The sequence below is a fragment of the Rhizobium freirei PRF 81 genome, from assembly GCF_000359745.1.
GTDB classification, from domain to species: Bacteria; Pseudomonadota; Alphaproteobacteria; order Rhizobiales; family Rhizobiaceae; genus Rhizobium; species Rhizobium freirei.
The window spans coordinates 1-21,398 of sequence record NZ_AQHN01000036.1; the positions used below are offsets into that span (position 1 = coordinate 1).

Genomic DNA, 21,398 nt, shown 5'->3' on the forward strand with positions numbered 1-21,398 from the left:
CAGAAGGGCCGCCATCCGATCACCAGCAAGAAACGAGGAAATCATGAACACCAACGCACTTGCCGTTCTGATGGCGACCCCAACCGCTTTGTCACCAGGAAGCGAAAAAAGGTCTCGCCACACGATCACCGGAGGCGACATCGCCGGCTTGTCCTCATGCTTGTCGCCCTTCGCCAGAAAGCCGAGCGGCGCAGGGGCAGGCTTTATATCCGCCGGTGGTGATCCAGGAGGCTGGACCTGGCGGCTCCTAGCTCGGGCGAGTGCTCGGCAAGGAAATCTGGAACGAGAGCCATATTGTGGAAGCTGCGTCCACTGCCATGCCTCGATTACATCGCCCCGCAAAGACGGGCCGCATCAATAGCGAAACATTGATGCGCGCGCTTATGGCTTGGAAAGGCACCCGCAAAACTCCACGGTATCTAGAGACAATCGAGGCTCGCGTAACTTTTATTGCTCGCATGCGTTTAGACTAAGCATGAAGCAAAGTTTCAGCGGCTCGCCTTGCGCGCGGCTCTTCGTTCACAGATAGGTGCCAACAATAGACATGCCTCAATCGTCCACCATTCCTCCGGTGCATTCAGACGCCCTTTGGACAATCGAACGCGGCGTTTCACCGATCGTTGCGACAGCGATCCACGATGGGCACGCCATTCGCAAGGAACTGGAAGGCTTGTACGCGCTTTCATCCGATGAGCGCCTTCGCGAGGAGGACCCATTTACGGGGTTCATCTCCAGCAACGTTCCGAACCGGATCGTTTTCCATCGATCCCGTTTTGAAGTCGACATCAACCGGGGTCGCGACGGAGCGATCTACTTCACGCCCGAACAGGCCTGGGGATTGAAGGTCTGGAAAGACAGGCTTCCATCTGATGACGCCGAGAGGTCTCTTCGGACCCATGACGATTATTACGAAGTATTGCTGGCCTTTTTGAAGGGTATCGAGCGTTGGCATGGCCGGTTCGTGGTTCTCGATATTCATAGCTACAATCATCGTCGAGCAGGACCCACGACTGCGCCAACGGCACAGGCGAAAGCGCCGCACATCAATATCGGCACATCCTCCATTGATCGTGCCCGCTGGTCGTACGTTCTAGATGCCCTCACGAATCATTTGCGGTCGTTTGCGATTGACGGCTGCCGGCTCGACGTACGGGAAAATATCGCCTTCCAGGGAAAGGGCGAGCAGACCCGCTTCATCCATGAGCATTTTCCTCTTACCGGCTGCGCCATCGCAGTCGAATTCAAGAAATTCTTCATGGACGAATGGACAGGCGAGCCGGATATCGAGGTCCTCGAAAAGCTCCGCAGTATCATCGCATCCACCGTTCCCCTGCTGGAGCATATACTGGAGTCTGGGCAATGAGTAAGGATGGAGCACTCGGCCGGCAAGACAAATCGGATTGGCTCGAAGATATCCTGATCAGTATCGGCGAAGGTAAGTCGGTCCGTCGCGATCTGCCTGGCGGCGGTCGTCTGCATATCGACAGGCCCTTGCCCTTCCTATGCATCCATATTGCGGAGGACGGCGCCGAGCCCACGGCCAGAGACGTTGCCCAAGCCAATGCCTCCTACCTGACAGCGCCGCATGCGGCGCCGGCCATAAAGGTGATCGATGCTGTTGCAAATACCCTGGAAGAGCGCTTTGGCGCTTTCATCCTACTCGACATTGGTGAACTGTCGCAGGACAGGTTCTTGACCGTTGACGCACCGTTCCTGCCACCATTCGAGGTGTCAATCTGGTCGAGCGCTGATGCGACTGCAGCAGCTGACGCATTCTCGGCGGCTGTTAGCGACAGCGAAGTACGGTTCCGAACACCGCAAGTGGAGAAGACGGAGGCGGCTCCCTTGAGCGACGACAAACAGATCGCGCGCGAACTCGGCTGCTCGGCCGTTGCCGTGAGGTTCGCACCGGTCTACCGCCGCCCCGGCTCCGAAGAAATTTATCCGGAACTTCGCGAACAACTCGTGGCCATGTTCTTCGATGCCGGCTTGCAGGCTTTTGCCTCGTTTATCGGAATGCGTCAGCTCTTCAAGCTGACGACGCACCGGGCGCTCGGACGCAAGGCGTTCATTGACGCGGTTGCCAGGGTAGACCGCAGCATTGATGAAGTCGCCTCGACCTTCGACTTTCTTCTCGCGGTTACGCCCATCAATGCAGCAGCTGCGTTTGACGCCTTCAAGGCGAGTGGCCGCCAAGTACAGCCGCCCTTTCTCTACCGTCCGCTTGAGTTGCAGGTGGAAGCGATCAAGCGGAGGCTTTTCTCGATCTCCTTCGAACATCTCGAAGACCCCGTGCTCTATCAACTCTATCGCGAAAAGCAGCAAGAGCTCGATCTGCAACTGTCGCTCCTGTCGTCGCGGCACCATCCCAAATTTGTTGAATTCGGCCGTGCACTCTATGAGCCGGTCGAGCGACCGTTGCTACGCGAGGCCAGGACGATCCTGACTGGTTTGGCCGGGAGCGAGCCGAATGGCGCTGACGACGCAGGCGTGGGAGATCAGATCGCCGATTGTTTCCAAGTGGAACGGCGAGCCAAGGCAATGATTGCGGCCTATCAGCGGCAGGGGGCTGACTTCAAGGCATCGGTCGAGCTTCGCGACGATCTGCCGTCCGGTCTGATGGTATCCGGACATCGTTTGCTGATCGCTCGTAGCACGCTAATGGATACACGCCGCGTCGAACCCCTCCTGTCGCATGAGATCGGCGTCCATCTGTTGACCTATTTCAACGGCTCGGCCCAAGGGCTTCGGCTCTTCCGCTCCGGTCTTTCGGGATACGAGGGTATGCAGGAGGGCTTGGCCGTTTTTGCTGAGTACCTCTCCGGTGGCATGACGCCGGAGCGGCTCAAAGTGATTGCGGGCCGGGTCGTCGGGTGTGCCTCGATGCTCGACGGCGCGACATTTTCCGAAACCTATTCCATGCTCGTCGACGACAACAACTTCACCGAACCAGCGGCCTTCAACGTCGTCCTGCGGCTCTATCGCGGCGGTGGACTCGCCAAGGACGCGATTTATCTGCGCGGTCTGCTCGCCTTGCTCGATCATCTCAAAAACGGCGGCGCTCTGGAGCCGTTCTGGATGGGCAAAATTGCGACGTCGCATTTCGCGGTCATGCAGGAACTCGCCGAGCGCGGACTTCTCCGCCTGCCGGCGATCCAACCTATCTTTCTTCACACGGACGCGGGACGTGCGCGACTGGAACGGGCTAGAAGCGGCATGCGCCCTCTCGACATGATCCAACGACAGGAGCCGTAAATGCGGATAGCATTTTTTGTGAACTCCATCGAAGGCGAAACCGAGTATTACACGACGACCGCATTTGCGCTTGCCGCTATGGCCCGCGGCCACGACATTTGTTACTTGACGCCAGGTGACTTCGTGCTTCGCCCGGACGACAGCCTTATGATCCGGACCACCACCCTTAAGAATGGAAGACCTAAAAAAGCTGATACCTTCATCAGTGCATTGCAGGGCGAACAGTCGAAAATCCAGACTATCGCCATCGGCGAGATCGACGTGCTCTTTTTACGCAACGACCCATCTGAAGATGCCGATGAACGGCCGTGGGCGGCGCATGCTGGCGCGATTTTCGGAAGGCTTGCTGCAGAGCGTGGCGTGCTCACCGTCAACGATCCGGACGGTTTGGCACGCGCTCAGAACAAACTGTATTTTCAGGGTTTTCCCGAGGCAGTGCGACCGACCACCCTGATATCGAAAAGTATCGAGGAAATCCGCGCTTTCGTCGATGAGCAGAAACAGGGTGCGATCCTGAAGCCGCTGCAGGGATCAGGCGGCAAGAATGTTTTCAAGATCGCCTCTAGCAAGGAGAGCAACCTCAATCAGATCTTCGAAGCGGTGAGCGGCGAAGGATATCTGATTGCACAGGCCTATCTTCCCGAAGCGATGGCTGGCGATACCCGCCTGTTCCTGATGAATGGCCGGCCGCTGCAACGTGACGGCGTATATGCCGCCTTCCGCCGCGTACCGGCAAAGGGCGATGTCCGTTCCAACGTGCATGCGGCAGGTATCGCCGCCGCCGCGGAAATAACCCCAAAGATGTTGGCGGTCGCCGAAATGGTGCGGCCCAAACTTGTCGAGGATGGCATGTTCCTCGTCGGTCTCGACATCGTCGGCGACAAAATTCTCGAGATCAATGTCTTCACACCCGGCGGCCTGCCCAATATTGCCGAACTCCACGGCGTCGACCTGGCGCTCGATGTCATCATCGCGCTGGAACAGAAAGTGGAGATGAGGAAAAACTATGCCGGTCGGATTTCAAACCGGGTGCTGGCAACTTTATAGTCTGCCGACCTGATAGAAAGTCACATTGGTGACAGTGTTGCAGGCGATGAAAAGGATCGCAGCGAGGGCGAAAAATTTGCTGGGACATGCTGGGCGACCTTTCAATTCTGAATATGAGAATTTGAGGCCATGGCAAATCACCGTCGCAATCGATGTAATATATCTGCATGACAAAAAATAGGGAGTAAACGAATTCGGGCGCAGGCCTGCGGCGGTCAGTCTCCCGGTAATCCTGACGAGTTTTCTGTTTCAATCGCTGAACATATCGACGCTGGCTACACGACCAAGATCGAAAATCTGACGATGGTCTTAGCGGGAACGGAAGCGATATTCGCCATCATTCGCCAGATCTCGTTGGAACTTGGTCATGCCATGCCTTTCTGGCGGATCTCATCTACCGCTTTTTCCGTCTTGTCGAGATGGAGACCCATTGACCGGAGAACGCCCTCCGTCTTGCTGAACTGAAGATCCCGATACTCGACCACCTCAATACGGTTTCCCCAGGGGTCGAGGAAATCAAGGAAAGGCCCGTCGAGCAGCGTAGCGCCTGCTGCGACCGCGAGTCGTCTGACCGTGCTCCTATCGTCCACCACAAGACCGAAGTGACGGCTCCTGTCCGGTGGCTGATGGCGGCCCTTGCTCAGAGCCAGGAACTGGTCGCCCATGTCGATGAAAGCCATCACTGGCCGTCCGTCTTTGTCCTTCTCGCATCCTCTGAGTTCGAAGTTGAAGATGCTTCCGTAGAAGTGGAGCGCCCCCTCGATGTCAGCGACCTCGAGGGCAACATGATTGATGCCTACAATATGGGGTTTCGGGGTCATGGTTCCTGCCAGTTCCTTTCTTGCCTCGCTGGTGCTCGCGGAGCCTTCGTCGTGTAGAGCTGCGTTGCTTGAGCCGTTTCGCAATACCTACAACGACATGTGATAGAGACGTCCGCGTGATGCGCTGACAAGCGCGGTGAGATGGCGCTCGTTAGAAACGCCTTGTTGGAACAACCTAATGATCAACGCAGCCACTCGGCCCGCTTCCTCGCTCTCCTTGTCGATATTCAGCTCAAAGAGAGCGCTGTCGAAAGCGCGTTGACAAAGGTCGAGATCCACTGACGTCAGCGGCTGGTCACTTGCATTCGTGTGTTTTCCGGACATTGCGGGGTTCCTCCTCCAAGGGACGACCACACGGGGAAGCGCGGCGACGCGCGTGTCCGCAGCCCGCGGGCCATAAACCAAAATGGCTGATGATGCTTGCTACGGATATATGTCGGCGAGATCGTAGAAGCTATGCCGGTCACGAAGATCGTCGGCATGAGCGCGCGGCATCAGCCCCGTCCGTTCGGCTTACCGCGCGCTGGCGTGCACGGCGCGATGCCCACAAGTCCCGTCGAAGATTGCGCAAATCTCGGCAGGAGTCCGTGTGTCGCTGTAGGGGTTCTGGGGGGTCCGATCATGGCTCGCCCCTTTCAAGTCGGGGCGAGAGCGGATAAGGTCTCTCAAGCGTTGCCGCCCGTGTCAGTCAAGCAACGATACAAAAATCATACGCCTCAGGCGTCTGGTTGACAATGCAACTCGGGGAGCGCCTAAGGCTGCCAGACGATTGCGCATCAGGCTGTTTAAGAAGCAAGGCATACCGCCCAGTCGGATCATCACCGACAAGCTCAGCTCGCACGGCGCAGCCAAGCCTGACGTCATGCCGACCGCCGATCCGTCCGTGCCACTCACATTCACCGCATCCGTGCTATAGCGCTTCGGAAAGCCATGACAGGCGCGGTTGCCTGATCTTAACACCGCTGCGGCTGACAACGACCTTCAATCGATAACGGGACAACTCCGAACTATCCGCTCGCTCGGAACCGGAACGGCTCCTTGGGATTATGTCCCTAGCAAAGGAGAGACTGACATGATCCGGAAATTAAAATCAGGTGAATACCGCCTTTACTCTCGCAAACTTGACCCAAAGACGCAGAAGCGCAAGAATCTCGGGACCTTCAAAACTCGAGAGGCGGCTGAGAAGCATGAGCGAGAGGTGCAATATTTCAAGCATCACTAACAGAGCCGTAAAGCTGAATACGGATAAGTGCACCTCAGGGCAAGGCAACGACCTTAGACAGATGGCAACTCGTTAGGAAAATGCGCGACTGGTATCGTCCGCTTTGACGACAACCTACGTCTTTGAAGGAAAGCAGAATGGACCTTGGTGAACGGAAATCCCAGCTTCCCATCGGCCAGCTTGTATCCGGCGACACGACAATCTTTTCCGGTCTGATCTCGGCATACAAGCAACTGAAGATCCGGAAACAACCGTCCCGGCTTTGGCGTTCAAATGCTGCAAAGCCAACGCCGCCGCCGGCTCGCAGATTGGGGGGCGGCACCAATAAAACTACGACTGACACCAATCGTACGCCCAATTCTGATGGTCAGCCGCAAGCCTGCTATTGCGATCCAAGCTCGTGCCCGCTCGTCAGCTTCTACACAGTGAGCACAAAATCGTCCGTCGCGAAGGTATGCCTGCTCATCGGATTTTCTGACCATCAAGGTAGCCGTGCTCATAAGCCTTGGCCTGTTCGCTGTCGTCAGGATAGGGGTTCTTTCGGTTTTCCGCTTCGCACCTTCCAGCCTTGACTCCCCTTTCATATGCCTCCTTCTCGCTCTCTGAAGCGGGAAGACGTGGCGATTGATAAGAGTAATATTGTATGGGGTTGGGCAGCCCAAGCCCCGGTGCGAAGACCGGTACTGTAGTTAGCTTTTCCGGGCACATGGTGATTTCCTCCTATTACCAAAACGCTATTTGCGATGGACGGTTCCTTGAGCCCATAGAACAGTCGCGCGATCATTTTGCGCGATAGCCTCCCAACCGACCTTTCGATTGTCGATTTCCATCACGCTCTGACCCACAGTGACGATCACGCCGATCAGTCCAACGGATGACCGGGTTTATGCTGGTCGCTGGGGATTTTTTGCGCGTCCATAAATCCATGCGCCCATTCGTCTCGGTGAGGATCTCCCTCTGGAAACGGATTGTTGTCAGCGCAAGCTCCCTTCGCAAAGGCCTTTCTGCCCAGTTCATAAGCGTCGCTTTCGGAGATTTCATGCTCATTGCTTGTCTTCATGGCAGCACCTCTTGCAAACCCATTCTGGCATCGAGCACGCAACGACGAAGTCGGTTCGGGATGCTTGAACGGGAATTCTATGTGACACGACTGCACGGCATCTCTCCCTGGCGTGAGCGTATGAAGAGCCTTTCGCAAGGCCACCGCCGCGACAGGATACGAATGGCGTTTTAAGACCCCTGAATATTGTCGACACCCTGGTCGGCAGTCTCCACGTGAACCGGCGCGGTCCAGAGCATTTTGAATTCCACGTCAACAATGTCGTATATACGACTGCAAAATCCCCTGACAACAAATCTGCCGCATGTCCCCAGGTCATATGGCTTCTAGGATGTCCGTGAAGCAATAGTAATCGCGGTCCGCCGCCACCATGCCGGACTCGAAGCAGGTCTGGTCCGGCGTCGATATAGTTTAGAGCCGTTCCGCTGCACACGTCAGTCGCTTCCGAAAACCGTTATTCTCGGATCTACGCTTCACCAGTCAAATTGTTCCAAGAATTCTGTCAGCGCGGGCTAACGCTGGAACATATTACCGATTGTTCATTTCATTTTTTGAGGCAGCATCCGTGAGCCGGCAATAGCGGGGCAAACCTGTCACGATCGCGACAAGCGACCCTGGCCGACGTTTGACGATCGGCACCATCGAGGCCGCGGCCAAATATATGCTGCGAAAATGGCCCTCGAAGTAGCGCGCGCATACTTTCAAGACAACAAAGACAATGCTGGTCGGCGCTCATGAAGGCCATGTCGATGCGGAAGCAGTTCGCGGGACTAAACATCTAGATCGACGCTCCAATGTCCTGTCCCACTCTCGCCTCGTGAAACTTTTTGATTTTTAAGCCGTTGTGGTGCTTATGACCGGCGTTAAATCCAATTCGAAATCGGTCGACGGCACCAAACCCCACGGCGCCGAAAGGTCGCGCCAGGAAAAGGCATCGACTGTCGAGGTCGAGGCGCCGCCAGACAATATTGAACCCGGCCCAGAATTGACGCCCGAGGAAGCCGAGAGAGAACGCAAAAGGTATTTGCTTAAACGTTTCTGGATCAGCGCGCGCGGTTACTGGAGTCGCCGCGGCGATGGTTTCGCTTGGCCCTGTACGATCGGGCTCCTCAGCCTGATCGGCGTCAATGTCTGCTTCCAGTATGGAATCAATATTTGGAATCGCGCAATTTTTGACGCCATCGAGCAACGCAACGCCCACACCGTCTATTTCCTGAGTGCGGTGTTTCCGCCGCTCGTGCTCGGGAGTGTCGCCCTTGTTACATCTCAAGTCTATATTCGCATGATGATCCAACGACGATGGCGTTCCTGGCTCACGACCGCACTCATCGCTCGCTGGCTCGCAAACGGCCGCTACTATCAACTGAATCTGATCGGCGGCGAAGGCCATAAGAACCCCGAGGCGCGGCTCTCCGAGGATTTGCGGATTGCTACAGAGTCCCCAGTCGATTTCCTCGCCGGCGTCATTTCCGCATTCGCTTCAGCCTCAACCTTCATCGTGGTGCTGTGGACAATTGGCGGAGCTCTGACGCTCCGGATCGCAGGTTCGGTCATCACAATTCCAGGGTTTCTTGTCGTTACCGCAGTCCTCTACGCAGTGATCACTTCCAGCTCGATGGCGGTCATCGGCCGCCATTTCGTCGAGGTCTCCGAGGTCAAGAACCAGGTGGAAGCTGAATTTCGCTATACGCTGACGCATGTGCGCGAAAATGGTGAGAGTATCGCATTGCTCGGCGGCGAAGAGGAGGAGCGCAATGACCTCGAAAGGACCTTCGGCAAGGTACTAACGCAGTGGGCGCTGCTTGCGCATCAATACATGCGCACGACTCTCATGTCGCATGGTTCCATGTTGATTGCGCCTGTCGTGCCGGTCCTGCTTTGCGCATCGAAATTTCTCGAAGGTAGCATGACGCTCGGTCAGGTGATGCAGGCCGCCTCTGCCTTTGCCATCGTTCAGGGTGCGTTCGGCTGGCTGGTGGACAACTATCCGCGCCTTGCCGACTGGAACGCCTCCGCGCACCGCGTCGCCTCGCTCATGATGTCGCTCGACGGGCTGGAGCGCGCGGAAAAGAGCGACTCCCTCGTGCACATCGAGCACGGAGAAACTGGGGGCGAAGCGATGTTATGCCTCAATAATCTCTCCGTGACTCTCGATGATGGCACCGCCGTGGTCAAGGAAACAGAGGTCGAGATCGATCCAGGCGAACGGGTGTTGGTGGCCGGAGAATCCGGTACGGGCAAGAGCACGCTGGTACGAGCGATTTCCGGTCTCTGGCCCTGGGGTCACGGCAGTGTCAATTTCCATCCCAATAGCCGATTGTTTATGTTGCCACAGCGGCCCTACATACCCTCGGGCACGCTTCGCCGCGCCGTCGCGTATCCCCGTGCAGCCGACGACTGGACGCTAGATGAGATCAAGGCCGTCATGGAGAAGGTCGGCCTCGATTATCTGAACGACAAGATCGAGGAAGATGCGCCCTGGGATCAGACCTTGTCGGGTGGCGAAAAGCAGCGCCTCGCCTTCGCACGTCTCCTCTTGCACAATCCCGACATCATCGTGCTCGACGAAGCAACCTCAGCGCTCGACGAAAAGAGCCAGGACAAGATGATGGAGATGGTAATCCGTGAATTGCCGAAGGTCACCATTATCAGTGTCGCACACCGAGCCGAGTTGGAAGCCTTCCACAGCCGCAAGATTACCTTGGAGCGCCGCGAGGGTGGCGCAAAGCTCGTCAGCGACGTTGATCTCGTCCATCGTGAGAAAAAAGGGAACTTGTTTTTGCGCCTTTTGCATAATCGGCCACCTCTCCCGAAAGGCAATGCTACCGCAAATAAGGCAGCGCAGCCCCAAAACAGGAATTGAAGTCACCTTGAATCTCAGTCGTCCGGGATCGTGGGATACATCAGCAAACCAGGTTGTCTGAACCGAACCCTGACTCCACAGCATTCGCCAGATGTGAATCTGCTCCGAAGGTTCGCCCCATTGAAATCTACGACAACCATTTGGAAATTCAGCGGGTTTAAGAATCTAAATGAGTTAGGTGTGCAAGGCGGCTTGTGCGGAAATTTGCAGTTCGAAATAGAGGGCGATATCTGAAGACCGCCCTCTGCAACTCGGCACCGATCCGCCTACTTGGCCACGTGCCACATATTGCCAAAGCCGTCGCCGTTCATATCGCCTGACTTTTTATCTCCAGAAAAAGTATAAAGCGGCTTGCCGCCATAAGCCCACATCTGCTTGCCGTCAGCATCCTTGACCAACGACCACTCCCCCTCTGCTTTGGCTTTGCCGACAGCATGAAAAGCTGGCCACTTCTTGAGGCAATCCTTGTCGCAGTTTGATTTCCCTTGAGCATCCTTGTCGAAAGTGTAGAGGGTCATGCCCTTTTCCGTGGCCATGACCTTGCCCATTTTAGTGTCGACCATCTTGACAGGTTCGGCTGCCAGAGCCGGCAAAGTTGTTGCGGCCACAAGGCCGATCGCGATCAGCAGCGTTTTCATATTTTCCTCCCATTGGGTGGTGCTGACGAAATGCCAGCAGTGCCCGATATAGCCCTATATAAACGTCCGGCCATCAACCTAGTTCCATCGAACGACCGGACAAGCGGCACGACGGCGACCGCAGTTCTATCCGTAAAGCGATGACATTGCATGAAAGGTCCGTGCCACAACGAGCATCGGACTTGCTCTTGAACCAACTCGAACCGCCGATCCGTTGCTTGCGAGCATCAAGCTATGGGTTTCACTGACAACTAGCAGCAATAGCCACCCAACACAGATCCGCCGCGATCTCATTGAGATCACCAACCATAGCTTGGGGTGAAGCAGGCCATTATCTCGGAGGGCCTGGGGTCCGCGCGTCAAGCTAGAAACTTAGCTACTGGGCAAAGTCTCTGGCCATTCTTGCGAGCCATGAAGGACGCGAAGGACACGAACTGCTGTTTCGGTAACAGCGTATGCCGCGATATGCGGCGTTCCATTGATCACCAGTTCGCGCGTTCCTGCAATTCTTCCAACGCGACCGCTTGCGGGAAAGTCGATCAGGCGGCGAGTGGCGGTATGATCCGTTCGTCAACCATGACAGCGGCTGAAGGATTATCCGCTTCGATATAGGTGAATATGGCGTCGCGATCCGATAGCGCGAACACAGACCATGTAAGCTTCACGATTTGAGGGCACCCGCCTTGAGGCGCGCTGTCGCTCGGCGCTCGGCGAAGTGTGCTTCGACTTCATCATCCGAAATGTCGGGTCGAGTGTCGTTCAGCGCTTCGAGCACCTTCGCGCGAAACCAGGCGTCATGAACCTCGCTGCCCGAAAAAAGTTCAAGCGGCAGCGCACCTTCATTAGCCGTCCGGGTGAGTAAGATGCGCACCGCGTCCGATACCGTTAGGCCCATGCTCTCAAGGACAGCGGAAGCACGATCCCGAACTTCAGCATCAATACGTGTTTGGACAAGTGCATTTGCAGCCATGGCTATCTCCAGGTTCGACACCACTGTAATGCAGTTGAATGACAAAATCCATAGCGAGTTTCAGGCCTTCACAAAAGTCCCCTAACTTGCTCTTGATGGGATCTGAACCGGCGACCCTGCTATTGCAAAAGGTCTTCCACCTCAATTTACAATAGCATACATCAGCTTGACCTCAATGAAATGACCGATTTTGGATCGCAAGCGGTATGCAGGCTTTTGATTGCCGTGTTTTGAAAGCAGACGCTTAGAATCCACGGAGCGGGTAATTGAGGTTATTTGACGCGTGCGCGTAACAAATACGAGCATTTAGATAACAGCTGAGGCACGCGTGACTGTTGCTGGCTGGCCCGCATTTTTCCTTGGCTCAATCAACGTACGGCTGATTTCTGCGATAACGCCATCTACAATTCGGCCGCCGATTGAGTTTGTCCAGTCCTGCGATTGCAAGATTGCGGTAGCAATCTCAAGCTCCGCGGTCGCCTGATCTTTCCGGCCCGCGTGGAAATGCGCAAGCGCTCGGAACGCAGCGTTGAAACAGCGGAATGCATCATTGCTGTCGTCGGCTTCAGCGAGCATCGCCAGCGCCTCCTCATGACGACCGAGGCGCGCCAGAACAGCGCCGCGAGTGCCCTTTAACGTGGTAAGCTCGGGTGCGAGCAAGAGTGCCTGCCGTGTCGATCGGTCGAGATATGCGTTATCGCGCAGACCTTCATTTGCGAGGACATGCATGGTGATACTCTCCATGATTAGAAGTTAGGGGTGCGGACGAAAACTTGGACTACCGAGGAGATAGTTCATGTATTCATACGAAGACAGGATCCGCGCGGTCGAGCTAGGCGCCGTGCCGATCCTCGTGGCGAGAGGCGAGAAGAACGTGAAAAAGCAAACCGCAATATCGCGCTTCACTTCTGCAAGAGCACGCGTACTAGTTCTGCTTGTCGCTTCACCCCGATCTTGTCGAAGATGTTCGACAGGTGCGTTCGTGCCGTTCCGACGGTGATGCCGAGCCGGTCCGCGGCAGCCTGACGGCCGTCACCTTTGGCGATCTCCAAGGCGAACGCGGCCTCCGCCGGCGTCAAGCCGAAGCGTTGTCGCAAACTGTCGAGCCGCGCCCGGGTTTCCGTCTCAGGATCGGTTATGAGCACGATCGCGCCGGGGCGATGCGAAACGCTCCAGGGCAGCGCGGCCATGGCCGCCTCCAGCGGCGCCGGGGCTACGAGCACCTCTAACGGCGAGCGACCGGTCTTCCGTCGCAACGTCAAGCTGCCGCCTGCTCCGATGCTGGCAGGTTCCACACAAGATGAAACCAGTCTCTGCAACCTCCGGCCGCTATCGGCGTCGCACGCCGACAGCATGCCCGCCTCGAGCCGCAACCCATCACCAGCGTCGAGGAGGAGCTCGGCGATGCGATTGACGAACAGAGGCTTTGCCTGCCCGTCGACGAGGAAAAAGCCCTGTTGAATTCTGTCAAACCCATCGAGCGCACTCTCGCTGGCGAAGGATAGATGATAGAGGCGTCGTTGCAACGCCACCGCCCGGACGAGGTGTTGCGCAAGCGCCGCGAAGAGACGCTTCTGATCGGCGTCAAATGGCGACCGCCTCAACGATCCGTAGCACGTGAAAATTCCCGTTGCATCAGCATCGACAAGCAGATTGGTGGTGAGCGGCTCACTGTCATAGCCGGCCGGAAGCCACCACTCCTGATAAAAATCGGTGTCTGTGAATTGGTCCCGCGTGATGAAGCTGCCGACGGTGAAGACCTTACCCGGTGCCTGACCGATGCCAAGCGGCAGCAGCGGATTGCGTGGCGCCCAGTCGAGCAGGCTGCCGATGAGCACTGGATCTATTCGCGGCGCGAGCAGGTTCGAGAGCCCGATCGCCGGATCATATACGCCAAAGGTCACCTCCGGCCCCCCAACGGCATCACCTATCCGGTTGAGGACGTCCGGCCAGCGCGCGGCGTCGAGAGCTGCATCGTAGATTGCGGTGGTGAGATCCAGCACCCGTTCTTCACCGGAAAGTGCATCACCAGGCATCAATCTGCCCCCGCCTTGTTCCAAGATCCAGATGGCATTTCCAACCGCAAGCACGGGATACAGCGCATTCTCACGCGAATGTCGCCAAACCACCGTGGCAGACAGCCACGTGAGGCCTACGACGAACGTCGCATGCGAGTGCCGTGCGACTTGGAATATAGTTGGAGTAATCGCCCGGCGCTACTCATCTTCCTGCTGCAGGTGCAGCTCGCCTAGGGGTCAATCATGGAGCATCGTCATGGCATTTCAATTCTGGATTCGGCTCAATCAGATTCGCTGCAATTTCCAACGCAGCAAGACGGGCGATCACGACACAGATGCGATCACGTTCCAGGTATTCAAGAACGGATCGGTCGTAGGCCAGGGTGGCATGGTCGACATAAGCAGTTCCGGCACTGTGTTCGAATTCCCTAATCCAGGCGGCGCATTGCTCGGCCCAAACCCAATGGGACCGGCCACGAAGGCAGGTCTCATCAACGACGGCTGGATCATTGGCCCTCTGGATGTCGTCGCGACGGACACGATCACGGTGTGCTATACAGCGACCAATCTGGGCGACGGCTTCCTTAGCCAGTCAGAGAAAGACGTCGATCAACTCACCGAGAAGTTATTCGACGGATTCTACTATTGGCTGTTCGGTGAAGCCACGGGTGGAGTGGGATTCGTTGTCGGTGTCGCTGATCTTCTGAAAAACATCAGTGACTACACCGATAAGCTTCCCGTACTTCCAGACGAAGCCAAATTCGTCATCAAGCTGATCACGAGTCCGGTGGAGACCTTACTTGGGGTACCCGACCCGGCTCTGTGCAACGGGACCGTGTTCGCAGGTAGCTCGACCTTCACTGGATCACAGCTCGCAGCGCTCGATTTCAGCCGGCCAAACAAGGCGCGACAGGTACCAATACCCGCGGCGTCGGAATTCGAGTTGGTCACGGACCCGCTGACTGACGCTCCAACGCACAGCAGTCAGTGCGGTCATGAAGCCGAATCGGTCGTGGCGTTTTCCGTCTTTTGCAATCACACGCCCATCGGCATGCCTGCCCATTGCGGCGGCGACCTGGTGCAAAGCAGTTGGGGCGCGACGGGCAACTTCGAATTATTGGTACCATCGGGCGCCGCAGTGCGCCACTTCGCGAAGAACAACGACGAACCGAGTTCCCCGTGGGTTCAAGTACACACCTTCGGCTACGCCGCATCGCCGTCGCAATTTCACGGTCTACCTATGATGGTGGGACACCCCAGCATGATCCAGAGCCAGTATCTCGGCGACGGCTTGCATGGCAATTTCGAAGTCGTTCTGTCGGCGAGGCCGGTGAACGGAGTCGTCGAGCCCCATGTGGATCATTGGTGGATGGACAGCGGCTCAGGCACCTGGCACGGGCCTGAGCCGGTGATCACCGCCGAGGGCGAGACCGTCTTGGCCTTGGGGGGCGATCCGGTCATGCTGCAAAGCAATTGGGGCGTTGCCGGCAATTTTGAACTGCTCGTTCCAAACGGCAGCCGTGTCCGGCACTACGCCCGCGATAACGACAATGGCGCGGCACCTTGGCACTTCCAGCACGAATTCGGATATGCCGCGCCGGATACGGTGGCCGGCGCAACATTCATACAAAGCCGATATCGCAGCGACGGCTTGCACGGCAACTTCGAGGCCGTCCTGCGCGTGTCGGACGGTGATGGCACACCAAGCCGTCTCGACCACTGGTGGTTCGATTCAGCCAGGATGGCGTGGATAGGACCGATCAATATCACCGAAGGCACCAAGCCCGTTATTGGCGCCACCGCAGATCCCGCCCTGTTACAGAGCGACCGGGGGCAAGCTGGCAACTTCGAGCTCCTTGTACCGATCGGCTCGCGAATACATCACTATGCGCGCAACAATGACGCCAACCCACCGAGCTGGGCTCTCGTGCGCGAATTCGGTTATGGCCGCGACCGGTTCGTTCGCCACGTGAGCTTCATCGCGATGCGAAACAGCAAGGGCGATGGCATTCACGCTGACTTCGCAGCCTTGGTGCGCTCGCAAGTTTTCGGGCAGCCGGAAACGCATGATCTGTGGCGCTTCAGCAGCCGAACCGGCTCGTGGGCAGGGCCTGAGCACGTGATCGCGGGCGGTGTCTCGGTATAGGATGCAGTGGCAATTCCTGCAACATACCGCTTAAGTGTCTTGAACCGCCCAGGGCCATAAATGCGCCGGAAGAGCAAGCCATTGAGGGATTGGATGTATCAATATCGAATTAGAATCATGACGAAACGCAAGACTGGGAAATCTCGACGCAAACGAACACCTTAACGTCGACATCATCCTCGCGAGTATCCTACTACCTCGAAATTTCAGGCTGCGCCCAGTCGCAAAGCCCCTTCGCCCCTTGGAGTTTTCGAAAGATACTGACGTGATGATGTCGATACCCCTAGCGAGTCATGAATAGCGGCGACGTCCAGATACGGGATTGGTCGCGTTGCCTTGCTGTTAGGAACAACGGGTGTTCGTGCCCATCTTTCAATCCAAGTTCCGAAAGCGGTATCTCGCCGAAGAGATCGCGTGGGAGAGGATGATCGGTGACGCGCTCCAACGAGAGACGTAACTCCACACCGGCAAGATCGACCGAGATAGAGCCTTTTGCGATCAGCTCGCTTCCGCTTGCCTCCAACAACACTTCTGGAGCATGGGCATGTGGCGGCGGCTGTAGCGGATCCCCGATCTTGCTGTAACCGTGGAGCTTCGCGGCAACAGCGATGCGCGCATCGCGAAGGTCGGAGAGCTTAAGTTCGATCCCGTCGACATCACCATGCGTTGCTGTCCGGAAGCCCAGAGTGCCGAGGCCGGTGCGCCATACGCTTTGTTCCGGATGATCGAATCCGACCCCATGCGCATCCAGGAGCGCGGCGCCGGTCACAGCCACCTCGCCGCTCCAATAGGCCGCCCGATAGCGATCCTTGATCCGTGCGCCGCCAAAGCGGATCCGTACGCTCTGTTCGCTAAATCCTGCCTCGGCATGAAGATCGCGACGCCATATGACGCGGTCACCATCAAAGAGTTGAACGTCCTCCCAACCGGCATTGCCAAGCAAGCGGTAGGAAAGCGGCTCTTCGGCCTCGGCGTTGAACACCTCGCCCATGACATGTCTGCCTTGCGACAAAACCGCGAAACTGCGTTCGCCAGTCGTCGCAAAAGTGCGTCTCGCCCGAAGCGCCTTGCCAACGCCGGAGCGATCGAAACGGTCGGCGATGACGCCGGTAAGCCCGCCGCGTGAGCCGAAAGTCCCGGTCGCTGGCGCACCGCCGCCGCAACGGCCTTGATGTTCGTCGCTGGCTGCAGAAGCTCCAACCCTGTATCCGCGGGCCAGAGCCTCGGTATAGAGCCAATGGAATTGTCCCCAGGCGGAACCGATCTCGATCAGGCGTTCCAGCTCGGGATGGTTCCAGTCCAGAATGCAGCGCCGGCCGCCGACATGCGGGATCAGCAAATGACCTTCCGGATCATCCTCATAGGCTGCGTACAGCCGGTCTACCGGCCAGATGCCAGGACGGATCGTTCCGGCAGTCGTCTCATTCCATTCGAACGAGCGAAGCGACCGCCCCTTTTCGTCGAAGGGAAACCGTGGCTTGCCGTCGCGCAGAAAAACCACGTTGCGGTCGCCGCCGGCGGCGGAGTTGCCGCACCATTCGGTGCCCGGATAGCAGACGAAGCGACCAGGGTCGTTGAGATCATGGATGATCCCAACGGCCTCGTCCCAGTTTGCCTCGGTGATGTTGAAGTCGTTGACAGTGTAACCCACCACGTCAAGCCCGGCGATGTCGCGCCCGTAGGTGAGATTGTAGGTCGCATCATTCGTGCCGACGGTGTCGTCGGAGTGGACGTGCAGATCCGCATAGAGGGGGCGCAAGGCGCCCTCCTCGCTCTGTACATAGGCGACACAGGGGGCGACGACGGGGTGGCCGATCAACCGCGCTTCCAATTTCCACTCGCCGGCCTCCGCGAAGGAAAGGCCGGAAATCCGGGCAAACGTCCCGCCTTCCGTGGCGAATGCAACAGGCTCCGTCCGTTGGCTGCCATCAGGGGCGGTAATGACGAGCGCACCCTGCAGATCGCGACCGTGGCAAGTATTCCCCCATATGTCGTCGACGCGCACAACCGCATCGAAGGACTGATCAAGGCCGATCAGCCGTGGCGCGATAACCTGAACGGCATGCGGCTGACCAGCCGAGATTTCCAGCTTGCAGTCGCCCGGCACTTCCGCAAATTTCGAGCTGCCCAACGGATCGATGAATAGCCGGAAACGGAATGCGTTTTCCACGAAAGTCTGCACACGGGTGCCGGCGCCGCCCTGCCGCCGATCGCCCAGGCGAATGACGATCCTGTCGCCGAGATTGAGATAGCCATCGACAACGTCAATGATAACAGCCTTTTGGAAGGGACGCTCATGCCCCTTCTGATCGAAACGCACCTTCAGCGCTTGAACGGTGCTCGGGCTTTGGCCAGGTACAAGAGGGCCGGCGTGGTATTCGGCGGAGACATAGTTGGCCCCCGTCGGGTCCGTTGTCTGAAACAGCGCCCAGTCGGAATAGAACTTGAAGGCGAGCTTCAGCCATGCGCCGTCGGCGAGACCGACAGCGCCGACCTCATACACGAGCTCCAGCTCGGTCCACTCGCCCGCCGTCAACGTCTGCCTCGGATAGGTCAGACGGCCGAGGAAGGGTCGAGTATCGAAGTGATCGGCAAGGCCTGTCGGAGAATGGACGACGGCTTGAGATGTCTCGTATGGCAAAGTCTCTGTCATGGGAAATGTCCGTTATTGTCCGCGCCAGCCTTCGTAGCGGCGCTCTATCCGTCGAAATACGAGGCTCTCCATCAGCCACGCGGTAAGTCCTATGATCGCGATGCCGAGAAGCACCTGCGCCGAATTGCCGAGCTGCCCGCCCATGGCAACCATCCAGCCGATGCCTTGCGAGGCGCCGATCATTTCTGCCGCCACCAGCGCACGCCATGCCTGAGCGAAGCCGATACGCAACGCAGCGGTCAGAAAAGGCAAGGAGGCGGGAAGATATACATGGGCCAGCAATTGCAGTCGTCCCGCGCCCAGAATGCGCGCCGCGCGCACCTCGCCGCTGCTGATGGAAAGCACGCCTTCCTGTATCGTCACAGCCATCGGAAAGGCTGACGCGATGAATATGACGACGGCGATGGAGAGATATCCAAGGCCGAAGAAGATCAGCGATAGCGGCGCCCAGGCGATCGGCGGGATGGCCATGAAAAGACCGAGGAGGGGCTGGACGAACTCGCGGAAGGGCCGCCAAAGTCCGGCGGATACGCCGATAAGCACAGCAGCCACAACGGCTGCGCCGAAGCCGCCGAATTCTCTCAACAAGCTCGCCACAACCTGGTGACCCAACTCACCCGAGCGGAGCCAGCGAAACCCTTCGGCCGCCACATCCCACGGCTGCGGCAGCACATAGGAGGGAACTCGGCTTGCCGCGAGGCACCACACGACGAGCAGGAATGGAAGCGCTGCCCAGCGCCAGGACGGTCGCGGAAAGCACAGCTGCGCTGCCAACTTCTTCATCGATCGGATCTCATCGTTGCGCGGTCGCTTTTGCGGCGAAGCTGTCATCAATGATCTCGTCGACGTTCAGTCGCTTGTCGAGAAAGCCGAGGGCGACGGAGTAGTCGATGAGCCGCTGGATAAAGGCACGGTCAGACGGCTCGATTTTTGCCGACCAGCCAAGGCGTTTCCTTGCTTCCGCGACGATCGCTTCCGGCGCGACGACACTTCCGTTTGCGGCCTTCAGCGATTCCAGCTTGAGGCTCCGGGCGATAATCCGGTCAGCCTCTTCGGGGTGCTCATGTAGAAAGGCAATCGCCTTCGAATTCACCCGCAACAGTTTCACGAGGTCATCCGGGCGTTCCTTCAGCGTCTTGGCAGGCGCCGCTATGACATACCACGGATAGCCAAACAGGGCGCTGTTCACGTCGAAAACGACGCGACCTGCGCCGCGGAGCACAGATTGGCTGATGAACGGCTCCCAGGAAAAGGCCGCGTCGATGACGCCGGTATCAAGGGCGGCATTCATATTGCCCACCGGCATCTGCGACAGCGTGAGGTCCGCGTCCGGGCTGAGGCCTGCGGCCTCTTTCAGGACGTAGCCACGCAATAATACATCCATGCCGCTGCCCCTGCTGACGCCGGCCAGCCTTTTGCCTTTCAGGTCGGAGGGCACCTGGATGGGGCCGTCCGCCTTTACAATCACGGCAGCCTGACCATAATTGACCTTGGCGATGATTTTCGCGTCCAGACCGCGCGCCGCCCATTGATAGACTGGCGGAGCACCGATATAGGCCACATCGATTTCGCCTGCAGCCACCGCCTGCTGGATGACCGGGCCATCGCCAAAACCCTTGAGCTCGACGTTCAATCCCTCGTCGCGAAAATAGCCTTTCTCCTCGGCGATCAAGACAGGCGCATTCGCCATAGACTGGACCCAGCCAATGCGAAGCGGATGCGTGCCCTCGGCATGGGCAGGCAAAGCTGCCGCAAGTGCGAGAAGAACTGCAGGTAGAATGCGTTTCATCGGATGCCCCCTTCAGGTAATGCGTCGATTGCTGGTCATGACCTTTGCGATTTCCTCCGAGAGCCGTTCGCGCAGTTGCACGAACAATGGATTGGCGCGCGCGCCTCGCTGGTCGCGAGGACGGGGCAAATCAATCGCTACTTCGGCTGTGATTCCCGTCGGGGGCAGCCCAAGGACGAGAACCCGGTCGGCGAGATAGATCGCTTCGTCGATGTCATGGGTGATGAACAGCACGGTCTGCCCCAAACCTGACCAGATACGGAGCAATTCGTCATTAAGGGCTGCGCGCGTCATGGCGTCGAGGGCTGCAAATGGTTCGTCCATGAGCAGAAGACGCGGCTCGAGCGCCAGTGAGCGCGCAAGCGCGACCCGTTGACGCTGTCCGCCCGACAGCCGGTGAGGCAGCTCCTCCGCTTGCTGCTCCAGGCCGACAAGCCGCAGAAAATGCAACGCGACGGCTCGTTGTTCCTGCGGAGAGCCAAGACGATTCATGCGCAGACCAAAGCGGACGTTTTCCAGGACATTCAACCAGGGAAAGAGGTTCGGCGACTGAAATACATATCCGAGCGTCGGATGTTCCGGCACAACAGGCACGCCGTCTATGGTGATATGCCCCGCTTGCGGGCGCAGGAAGCCGGAGAGAAGATTAAGGAGCGTTGACTTGCCACAACCGGACGGACCGAGGATCGCCACGAATTCTCCCGGACGGGCTTCCAGCGAGAAATGTTCGAATATGCGGCGCCTGTTTTCAAGATAGGCGAAAGCCATGCCATCCACTGAGAAGGCGGCGCCTGAAGAAAGCTGCCGTGGTGCAAATAGAGATGTCATGTTGTCTTCGAACGATCTCGGATTGGAATCGTCCAATTTCTAATACATTATAATACATGTTATCAACGTGAGGAGTTCTCCTTGTTCA

General features: G+C 57.6%; 17 protein-coding genes and 2 pseudogenes. 5 read left to right on the forward strand and 14 right to left on the reverse strand.

The features are described 5' to 3' along the window. The first annotated feature begins 544 nt into the window (after positions 1-544). Genes RHSP_RS08415 through RHSP_RS08425 form a run of 3 tightly spaced genes read left to right on the forward strand, consistent with a single transcriptional unit; the run spans position 545 to position 4,302 of the window. The gene (locus tag RHSP_RS08415; protein WP_037150534.1) at positions 545-1,363 is read left to right on the forward strand and encodes an N-formylglutamate amidohydrolase; all 819 of its coding nucleotides are present in this window, start codon (positions 545-547) and stop codon (positions 1,361-1,363) included. After that, entirely contained in the window at positions 1,360-3,255 is a 1,896-nt protein-coding gene (locus RHSP_RS08420) for a flavohemoglobin expression-modulating QEGLA motif protein (protein WP_004113610.1), read from the forward strand. The genes RHSP_RS08415 and RHSP_RS08420 overlap by 4 nt, the downstream gene beginning before the upstream one ends. Then, a complete protein-coding gene (locus RHSP_RS08425) occupies positions 3,256-4,302 on the forward strand; it encodes a glutathione synthase (protein ID WP_004113612.1) in 1,047 nt (348 codons plus the stop codon). Positions 4,303-4,667: 365 nt separating this feature from the next. Here RHSP_RS08425 and RHSP_RS08430 read toward each other — a convergent pair whose 3' ends face one another. The 5 genes and pseudogenes from RHSP_RS08430 to RHSP_RS35530 form a co-directional block, all read right to left on the reverse strand. Next, positions 4,668-5,123: a VOC family protein gene (locus RHSP_RS08430; RefSeq protein ID WP_004113614.1), complete on the reverse strand. Its 456-nt coding sequence runs from the start codon at positions 5,121-5,123 to the stop codon at positions 4,668-4,670. Positions 5,124-5,210: 87 nt separating this feature from the next. After that, positions 5,211-5,447 (reverse strand): hypothetical protein, encoded by a 237-nt coding sequence (locus tag RHSP_RS08435; RefSeq protein ID WP_004113616.1) that lies wholly within the window; start codon positions 5,445-5,447, stop codon positions 5,211-5,213. A gap of 1,360 nt (positions 5,448-6,807) precedes the next feature. After that, positions 6,808-7,053: a hypothetical protein gene (locus RHSP_RS08440; protein ID WP_037150538.1), complete on the reverse strand. Its 246-nt coding sequence runs from the start codon at positions 7,051-7,053 to the stop codon at positions 6,808-6,810. A 154-nt stretch (positions 7,054-7,207) separates the two neighbouring features. Further along, on the reverse strand, positions 7,208-7,405 hold the full coding sequence (locus tag RHSP_RS34570) for a hypothetical protein (protein ID WP_157385322.1): 198 nt from the start codon (positions 7,403-7,405) through the stop codon (positions 7,208-7,210). A 268-nt stretch (positions 7,406-7,673) separates the two neighbouring features. Continuing rightward, a pseudogene (locus RHSP_RS35530) lies at positions 7,674-7,838 on the reverse strand (alpha/beta hydrolase); the annotation flags it as partial. A 420-nt stretch (positions 7,839-8,258) separates the two neighbouring features. Between RHSP_RS35530 and RHSP_RS08450 the strand changes: the two are divergent. After that, positions 8,259-10,268: an ABC transporter ATP-binding protein/permease gene (locus RHSP_RS08450; RefSeq protein WP_004113619.1), complete on the forward strand. Its 2,010-nt coding sequence runs from the start codon at positions 8,259-8,261 to the stop codon at positions 10,266-10,268. Between the two features lie 266 nt (positions 10,269-10,534). Here the strand turns inward: RHSP_RS08450 and RHSP_RS08455 are convergent, their stop codons facing one another. The 5 genes and pseudogenes from RHSP_RS08455 to RHSP_RS08470 form a co-directional block, all read right to left on the reverse strand. Next, on the reverse strand, positions 10,535-10,906 hold the full coding sequence (locus RHSP_RS08455; RefSeq protein ID WP_004113622.1) for a COG4315 family predicted lipoprotein: 372 nt from the start codon (positions 10,904-10,906) through the stop codon (positions 10,535-10,537). A gap of 372 nt (positions 10,907-11,278) precedes the next feature. Beyond that, positions 11,279-11,571: pseudogene (locus tag RHSP_RS33510) on the reverse strand (type II toxin-antitoxin system RelE/ParE family toxin). Next, positions 11,568-11,876, reverse strand: coding sequence for a type II toxin-antitoxin system RelB/DinJ family antitoxin (locus RHSP_RS08460; RefSeq protein WP_004113624.1), 309 nt, complete (start codon positions 11,874-11,876; stop codon positions 11,568-11,570). Before RHSP_RS08460 ends, RHSP_RS33510 begins: the two are co-directional and overlap by 4 nt. A 306-nt stretch (positions 11,877-12,182) precedes the next feature. Next, positions 12,183-12,605, reverse strand: a complete 423-nt coding sequence (locus RHSP_RS08465; RefSeq protein ID WP_004113626.1) for a hypothetical protein — start codon at positions 12,603-12,605, stop codon at positions 12,183-12,185. Between the two features lie 173 nt (positions 12,606-12,778). Then, complete coding sequence (locus tag RHSP_RS08470; RefSeq protein ID WP_157385323.1) at positions 12,779-13,912, reverse strand: helix-turn-helix transcriptional regulator; 1,134 nt, start codon at positions 13,910-13,912, stop codon at positions 12,779-12,781. A gap of 238 nt (positions 13,913-14,150) precedes the next feature. Here RHSP_RS08470 and RHSP_RS08475 point away from each other — a divergent pair, with 238 nt between their 5' ends. Beyond that, positions 14,151-16,040, forward strand: a complete 1,890-nt coding sequence (locus tag RHSP_RS08475) for a hypothetical protein (RefSeq protein WP_037150543.1) — start codon at positions 14,151-14,153, stop codon at positions 16,038-16,040. A gap of 283 nt (positions 16,041-16,323) precedes the next feature. On the opposite strand, the gene RHSP_RS08480 is transcribed toward RHSP_RS08475, so the two are convergent. The 4 genes from RHSP_RS08480 to RHSP_RS08495 are packed head-to-tail and all read right to left on the reverse strand — an operon-like array spanning position 16,324 to position 21,310. Further along, entirely contained in the window at positions 16,324-18,693 is a 2,370-nt protein-coding gene (locus RHSP_RS08480) for a CehA/McbA family metallohydrolase domain-containing protein (protein WP_004113633.1), read from the reverse strand. Between the two features lie 12 nt (positions 18,694-18,705). Next, the gene (locus RHSP_RS08485; RefSeq protein ID WP_004113636.1) at positions 18,706-19,476 is read right to left on the reverse strand and encodes an ABC transporter permease; all 771 of its coding nucleotides are present in this window, start codon (positions 19,474-19,476) and stop codon (positions 18,706-18,708) included. 10 nt (positions 19,477-19,486) lie between these two features. Beyond that, the gene (locus RHSP_RS08490; protein ID WP_004113637.1) at positions 19,487-20,482 is read right to left on the reverse strand and encodes an ABC transporter substrate-binding protein; all 996 of its coding nucleotides are present in this window, start codon (positions 20,480-20,482) and stop codon (positions 19,487-19,489) included. Between the two features lie 12 nt (positions 20,483-20,494). Further along, positions 20,495-21,310 (reverse strand): ATP-binding cassette domain-containing protein, encoded by an 816-nt coding sequence (locus tag RHSP_RS08495; protein ID WP_051074058.1) that lies wholly within the window; start codon positions 21,308-21,310, stop codon positions 20,495-20,497. Positions 21,311-21,398: the final 88 nt, after the last annotated feature.